Source organism: Salipiger mucosus DSM 16094 (assembly GCF_000442255.1).
Lineage (GTDB): Bacteria > Pseudomonadota > Alphaproteobacteria > Rhodobacterales > Rhodobacteraceae > Salipiger > Salipiger mucosus.
In genome coordinates this window covers 1-6,190 of the sequence record NZ_KE557285.1, presented here as the reverse complement: position 1 = coordinate 6,190, position 6,190 = coordinate 1, and the positions used below count along the sequence as shown (strand labels likewise).

The window sequence follows — 6,190 nt, the reverse complement described above, 5'->3', positions numbered from 1 at the left end:
GACCACGCCGCGCTGTTGATCGACCTGCCGGGGGTGTGAGCCCTCAGGCCCGGCGGCGGCGGCGTCCGCCGCCGCGGCCGCCGCGGGCGGTGGAGTCGGCGTCGGCGCCGGCCTCGAGCGCCTTGTTGAAGCGGATCCAGTCGCCGCCGTGGGCGTCCTGGTTCACCAGCAGGTTCGCCGCGCGGATCGCCGCCATCTCGGAGCCGGGCTTGGCCTTGGTCGAGCCGAGGCCGAAGAGCGTGCAGAAGGTCTCGTCGTCCATGTCGGCGGGCAGGGTCACGCCGGCGGCCTCGAGCTCGGCCCGCTTGGCGGCGATCTTGGAGGGCGGGACGGGCAGGGCGATCGGGTTCATGATCGCGCTGGTCATGCCCGCGCAATAGGCCATCGGCAGGAAGGCGTTGTTGATCCCGTGCCGGTTGGGCAGCCCGAAGGAGATGTTCGAGGCGCCGCAGGTGGTGTTGACGCCCAGCTCGTCGCGCAGGCGCCGCACGAGGGCGAAGACCTGCTGCCCGGCGGTGGCCATCGCACCGATGGGCATGACCAGCGGATCGACCACGATGTCATGCGCGGGAATGCCGAAGTCGGCGGCACGCTCGACGATCTTCCTGGCGACGGCGAAACGCACGTCGGGATCCTCGGAGATGCCGGTGTCGTCGTTCGAGATCGCCACCACGGGGACGTTGTACTTCTTGACCAGCGGCAGGACGAGCTCGAGCCGCTCTTCCTCGCCGGTGACGGAGTTCAGCAGCGGCCGGCCCTGCGCGGCCGCGAGCCCCGCCTCGAGCGCGCCGGGCACCGAGCTGTCGATGCACAGCGGCGTGTCGACCAGCCCCTGCACCAGCTCGACGATGCTGCGCATGAGCGGCGGCTCGGTCTCGTTGGGGTTGGGGTTGGAGTTGTAGACCACGCCCGCGTTGATATCGAGCACGCTGGCGCCGGCGGCGGCCTGGGCCAGCGCGTCGGCCTCGACGGTCGAGAAATCGCCGGCCTCGAGCTCGGCCGCGAGCTTTTTCCGGCCGGTGGGATTGATGCGTTCGCCGATCACGCAGAATGGCTGGTCGAAGCCGATGATCGCGGTTTTCGTCCGCGATTCGATGACGGTCCTGGTCATGGGGTGGTCTCTCCTCCTAGGCGTGCCAGAATGCCCGGCAGCGCGTCGTCCCTGAAATCGCGGATGGTGGCGCGGGCCCCCGCCTCGACAAGGCGGTCGTGGGGCAGGCCCGAGCGGATGCCGACCGGGTAGGCGCCCGAGCGCTGCGCCGCGCGCATGCCGCCGGCGCTGTCCTCGAAGGCGATGCAGTCGGCGGGCGTGACCCCCAGCCTGCGCATGGCGGCCTGGTAGGGCTCGGGGTCCGGCTTGGCGCGGGCGCATTCGTCGCCGATGACGAGCACCTCGAAGCGGTCCGCCAGGCCGATGGCCTCGAGCATGTGGTGCGCGTTGACCCGCGGCGCGTTGGTGACGACGGCCAAGCGCCAGCCGCGCTGTCCGGCCTGGTCCAGCAGCTCGGCCGCGCCGGGCATCGGCTTGGTCCCATGCGCGAGGCGGTCGCGAAAGCGCGCCTCCTTGTCGTCGGACAGCGCCTGCGGATCCTCCCCCGGGAAGAGCCCGGGAAAGGTGTCGAGGTTGTGGTGGCCGTGAATACGGCTCTCGTAGATGGCGGGCGTGAGTTCCTGCCCGCGCTCGGCGAACATCTCGGCGAAGACGGCGTAATGCAGCGGGTCGGAGATCAGCAGGGTGCCGTCGAGATCGAAGAGAAGCGCCTTTGCCATGCCGTCCCGTGCTGTTCCTCAGACCGCGCGGCGGGCGGGCCGCAGCGCTGCGCCGCCCTGCGCCTCGGCCCATTCCGCCGCCTTGGCGATACCACCGAGCGGGAAGAGATGCACCTGCTCGACCGGGAAATCCGGGTCGGCGGCGCGGCGCGCGGCCAGCTCGCGGGCGACATCGGTGGGCTCGTAGGGCAGGACCAGCTTGGTGACGTCCATCGCGCGTTTCTGCAGCACCCGCAGCGAGGGGCCGACGCCGCAGGCCACGGCGAACTTGATGAGCGTCTGCAGCTTGGCGGGCCCGGCGAGGCCGACGTGCACCGGCAGCGTCACGCCGTTGGCGCGCAGGCGCGCGGCCCAGTCGAGCACCGGCGCCGCCTCGAAGGCGAACTGGGTGACGAGCGCCATGCGGGCATCGGTCCGCTCGGAGAAGTCCTGCTTCCAGCGGGCGGCCTGCATGACCGTCTCCTCGCCCCCGTCGGGGTCGATGTCGCGGTTGCCCTCGGGGTGGCCGGCGACATGCAGCCGGTCGAAGCCCGCCTTGTCGAAGAGCCCGGTTTCCAGCAGCTGCATCGAGCTGTGGAAGGCGCCGCGCGGCTCGGCCACGCCGCCGGCGAGGACGAGGCCCTGGTGCACGCCGGCCTCGCCCTGGTAGCGGGCGATCCAGTCCTGGAGCGTCGCCGCGTCGGGGATGATGCGCGCGGGGAAATGCGGCATGACCTCGAAGCCGTCGCGGGCGAGGCGGCGGGCGGTGGCGACCATGTCCTCGATCGGCGTGCCGTCGATGTGGGCGATGTAGACGCGCGTGCCCTCGGGCAGAAGGGCGCGGAAATCCTCGACCTTTTCGGCGGTGCGCGGCATCACCTCGATCGAGTAGCCGGTGAGCAGGCTGTCGAGCCCCGGCGTCATGGGGGCGGGCGCGTTGCGCTTGCGGAACGTCAAAAGGGCCATTCGAAACCCGTCCTTGTGCCTTGGGGCTCATGCCCGTCCTTGGTTGTCGATCAGGGCCCTGAGGCGATCCTGGTCGTAGTCCGTGTCGAGGCGCGCGGCCTCGCTCTGCGCGATCTCGGCGGGGTCGCCGTCGACGTCGTAGGGCGGGGCCTTGCGCCACTCGGCGAGGTAGGCGTCGGTGTCGGACGCCCCCGCCTTCATGGCCGCGCGGTCGATCGCCTGCTCGAAGCGCGCGGGCAGCGGAGCCTTTGCGCCGCGACGGCCCTTGCCCACGATGACCTGGGCCGGAATGTCGCGCCAGTAGACGATTGTGACCTCGGGCATTGGCTGATTCCCGTTAACGCTTTCCTCCGTTGTAGCGGCCCTGCGACATGCCGCAGGGTCGGATTTCGACATGACGACCGCTTGCAGCGACCTCGGCCGCCCGTCGCGGCGATTGCCGGGCCGCTGTGACATTTCGGGGACTGTGGCAGCCATGTGTTGAGAGAATTTCAACGTCTCTGCGGGAGTTTGCAGCGGATTGTCGGAATCGGGCGGAGGCAGGAGCAATGGTCATCGCGGTCGGGGCGCATCGCATCGCCTGCATGGTGCTGCCCAAGGCGGGCTGTTCCAGCGTCAAGGCGGCGCTGGCGCAGATCGACCCTCTGGCGCCGCCGGGCGTGGCGGGCGACCTTGCGGCGCTGCACGCGCGTTACCCGACGCGGCGCTTCCGGCCGCACCGCTGGGCGGCGGTGGCGCATTGCTGGCGGTTCTGCGTGGTGCGCGATCCGCTGGCGCGGTTGCTGTCGGTCTATACCGACCGCGTGCGCGACCGGGGCGAGCTGCGCAACTGCCGCAGCATCCGGCGCGGGCGGGTGGACCTGCCGGTCGATCCCTCGCCGGATGTCTTCTTCGCGAACCTGCGGGCCTACATGGCGGCCTCCTCGGTGATCCGGCACCACGCGCTGCCGGCGCGGCTGTTCGTCGGGCCGGACCCGGGCGCCTACGACCGGGTCTTTCGGCTGGAGGAGCTGCCGCTGCTGGGGCGCGAGCTGTCGCGGCGCAGCGGGCGCGTGGTCGAGGTCGGGCACCGCAATGCCAGCCGCGCCCGGCTGGGGCTGGCGGACCTGGGCCCGGCGGCGCGGGCGGCGGTCGAGGCCCATGTCGCAGGGGAGTATGACTTTCTCGCGGGGTTTTACGAAAACCCCTTCGTCGGGCGGGTGACTGTCCCTTGCGCGGGTGAGGCGCGGCGCGTATCCTGAAGGCAACTTGAAAATCGGAAAAGGCGCAGAACCATGGCGCCTAGGCGTCCCAAGGGTGCGGGCGCGTTCCCGAAGCCGGTCGAAAGCCCCGCGCCGAATCCGCCCGATCCGAACGCGCTCTACGCCGCGCTGGATCTGGGCACGAACAGTTGCCGCATGCTGATTGCCCAGCCGAAGGGCAGTCAGTTCCATGTGGTCGATTCCTTCTCCAAATCCGTCCAGCTGGGCCACGGGCTCGAGCGGACGGGGCGGCTGTCGCGTGCCTCGATGCGGCGCACGGTCTCGGCGCTGCGGGTCTGCCAGCAGAAGATCGAGCGCCACGGCGTGCGCCGCATGCGCCTGATCGCGACCGAGGCCTGCCGGCGGGCGCAGAACGCGCGCGACTTCATCCGCGCGGTGCGGCGCGAGACCTCGCTCGAGCTGGAGATCATCCAGCCCGAGGAGGAGGCGCGGCTGGCGGTGATCTCCTGCGCGCCGCTGGTCTCGACCAAGACCGAGCAGCTGCTGGTGGTGGACATCGGCGGCGGCTCGACCGAGCTGGTGTGGATCGACCTGTCGTCGGTGCCGCGGCGCGACCGGCCGGCGGCGATCATGCGGCTGCACGCGGGCTTCCACCCGCCCGAGAGCCCCTTTCCCGCGGCCAAGGTCGTGGACTGGATCTCGGTCCCGCTGGGGGTGGCGACGCTGCGCGACCAGTTCTCGGACGTGGAGGACGACTCGGCGCGCTACGCGCTGATGAGCTGGTTCTTCGAGGAGAACCTGTCGGAATTCGCCCCCTACAAGGACGTGCAGGCGCGCGAGGGCTTCCAGGTCGTGGGCACCAGCGGGACGGTCACCACGGTGGCGGCCTCGCACCTGGGGCTGCGGCGCTACGACCGGACCAAGGTGGACGGTCTGCGCATGACCTCGGACCAGATCGACGCGGTGATCCGCAGCTACCTCGAGATGGGGCCGGCGGGGCGGCGGCGCGATCCGCGCATCGGGCAGGACCGGCAGGCGCTGATCATGTCCGGCGCGGCGATCCTGCAGGCGCTGCTGCGGCTCTGGCCCACGGACCGGCTGTCGGTGGCCGACCGCGGGTTGCGCGAGGGGCTGCTCTACGCGCAGATGTCGGCGGACGGGGTCCTGGAGGACGGGCCCCTCTGAGCGGGGGCGCCGCCCCTGGCGCCCAGCCGGGCGTGGGCTGAGCATGAAGGGGGGCTGTGCCCCCCCGGGGGGGGCCGCCCTTGCGGGCGGCAAGAGCGTATTTTTGGAAAGATGAAAGCGGGGTCCGCGAGCCCATGGCGAAGAAACCCACCGGAAAGAACACCTCGGGGCGCGGGCAGCGCGATCTCAAGGTCAAGGTCAAGACGGCGCGGGGGCGCAAGCCCTCGTCGACGCGCTGGCTGCAGCGGCAGCTGAACGATCCCTATGTCAAGCGCGCGCAGGCCGAGGGCTTTCGCGGGCGGGCGGCCTTCAAGATCCTCGAGCTGGACGAGAAATACCGCTTCCTCGTGCCCGGCGCGCGGGTCGTGGACCTGGGCTGCGCCCCCGGCGGCTGGTGCCAGGTGGCGGTGCCGCGGGTGAACGCGCTGGGGGACAGGGCCGGCAAGGCGCAGGGCTTTGTCCTTGGCGTCGACCTGCAGGAGGTCGAGGCGGTGCCGGGCGCGGAGATCCACCAGCTCGACTTCATGGAAGAGGGCGCCGACGACAAGGTGAAGGGCTGGCTGGGCGGCAAGGCCGACGTGGTGATGTCGGACATGGCGGCGGCCTCCTCGGGGCACAAGCAGACCGACCACCTGCGCATCGTGGCGCTGTGCGAGGCGGCGGCGGAGCTGGCCTTCGACGTGCTGGAGGAGGGCGGCACCTTTGTCGCCAAGGTGCTGGCGGGCGGCGCCGAGGAGGGCTTGCAGAAGCTGCTCAAGCAGCGCTTCGACAAGGTGGCCAACGTCAAGCCGCCTGCGAGCCGGGCGGATTCCTCGGAGAAATTCGTGGTGGCGACGGGCTTTCGCGGCTGAGCGGGCCCGGGCCTTGCATGCCGGGGCCGCCTGCCGCAGTCTCGCGCCGGAACCGGGCGCCCGCGGGCGTCGTCGCCACGGGGGCAGAATGACAGATCCGATGCGCCGAGGGGGCGCCCTGCGCGGCGCCTGGCTCGTGGCGGCCCTGTGGCTTGCGGGCTGCGCGGCGGAGGCGCCGCTGCAGGACGTGAGCATCCCGCTGCGCAACCCCACGGCGCCGGTGGCGAGCCAGGCCGA

Annotated in this window: 7 protein-coding genes; 3 read left to right on the top strand and 4 right to left on the bottom strand. The window is 71.3% G+C overall.

Annotation, left to right across the window (positions count from 1 at the left end):
- Positions 1-43: 43 nt before the first annotated feature.
- The 4 genes from SALMUC_RS24305 to SALMUC_RS24290 are packed head-to-tail and all read right to left on the bottom strand — an operon-like array spanning position 44 to position 3,039.
- On the bottom strand, positions 44-1,111 hold the full coding sequence (locus SALMUC_RS24305; RefSeq protein ID WP_020043709.1) for a methyltetrahydrofolate--corrinoid methyltransferase: 1,068 nt from the start codon (positions 1,109-1,111) through the stop codon (positions 44-46).
- Positions 1,108-1,770: an HAD family hydrolase gene (locus tag SALMUC_RS24300; protein WP_020043710.1), complete on the bottom strand. Its 663-nt coding sequence runs from the start codon at positions 1,768-1,770 to the stop codon at positions 1,108-1,110. The genes SALMUC_RS24305 and SALMUC_RS24300 overlap by 4 nt, the downstream gene beginning before the upstream one ends.
- Positions 1,771-1,788: 18 nt before the next feature.
- Positions 1,789-2,715, bottom strand: a complete 927-nt coding sequence (locus tag SALMUC_RS24295) for a methylenetetrahydrofolate reductase (protein WP_020043711.1) — start codon at positions 2,713-2,715, stop codon at positions 1,789-1,791.
- Between the two features lie 27 nt (positions 2,716-2,742).
- Entirely contained in the window at positions 2,743-3,039 is a 297-nt protein-coding gene (locus tag SALMUC_RS24290; RefSeq protein ID WP_020043712.1) for a virulence factor, read from the bottom strand.
- A gap of 224 nt (positions 3,040-3,263) precedes the next feature.
- Here SALMUC_RS24290 and SALMUC_RS24285 point away from each other — a divergent pair, with 224 nt between their 5' ends.
- The 3 genes from SALMUC_RS24285 (at position 3,264) to SALMUC_RS24275 (ending at position 5,953) form a co-directional block, all read left to right on the top strand.
- Positions 3,264-3,956 carry a sulfotransferase family 2 domain-containing protein gene (locus SALMUC_RS24285; protein ID WP_020043713.1) on the top strand — a complete coding sequence of 231 codons (693 nt, stop codon included), beginning with the start codon at positions 3,264-3,266 and terminating at the stop codon, positions 3,954-3,956.
- A 33-nt stretch (positions 3,957-3,989) separates the two neighbouring features.
- A complete protein-coding gene (locus tag SALMUC_RS24280) occupies positions 3,990-5,102 on the top strand; it encodes a Ppx/GppA phosphatase family protein (protein WP_020043714.1) in 1,113 nt (370 codons plus the stop codon).
- A 134-nt stretch (positions 5,103-5,236) separates the two neighbouring features.
- The gene (locus tag SALMUC_RS24275) at positions 5,237-5,953 is read left to right on the top strand and encodes an RlmE family RNA methyltransferase (protein WP_020043715.1); all 717 of its coding nucleotides are present in this window, start codon (positions 5,237-5,239) and stop codon (positions 5,951-5,953) included.
- Positions 5,954-6,190 lie beyond the last annotated feature (237 nt).

Bases quoted from the DNA above. Each gene is read 5' to 3' on its own strand.
- SALMUC_RS24300 (WP_020043710.1), bottom strand. From the start codon at position 1,770: ATGGCAAAGGCGCTTCTCTTCGATCTCGACGGCACCCTGCTGATCTCC.
- SALMUC_RS24285 (WP_020043713.1), top strand. From the start codon at position 3,264: ATGGTCATCGCGGTCGGGGCGCATCGCATCGCCTGCATGGTGCTGCCC.
- SALMUC_RS24275 (WP_020043715.1), top strand. From the start codon at position 5,237: ATGGCGAAGAAACCCACCGGAAAGAACACCTCGGGGCGCGGGCAGCGC.
- SALMUC_RS24305 (WP_020043709.1), bottom strand. From the start codon at position 1,111: ATGACCAGGACCGTCATCGAATCGCGGACGAAAACCGCGATCATCGGC.
- SALMUC_RS24290 (WP_020043712.1), bottom strand. From the start codon at position 3,039: ATGCCCGAGGTCACAATCGTCTACTGGCGCGACATTCCGGCCCAGGTC.
- SALMUC_RS24280 (WP_020043714.1), top strand. From the start codon at position 3,990: ATGGCGCCTAGGCGTCCCAAGGGTGCGGGCGCGTTCCCGAAGCCGGTC.
- SALMUC_RS24295 (WP_020043711.1), bottom strand. From the start codon at position 2,715: ATGGCCCTTTTGACGTTCCGCAAGCGCAACGCGCCCGCCCCCATGACG.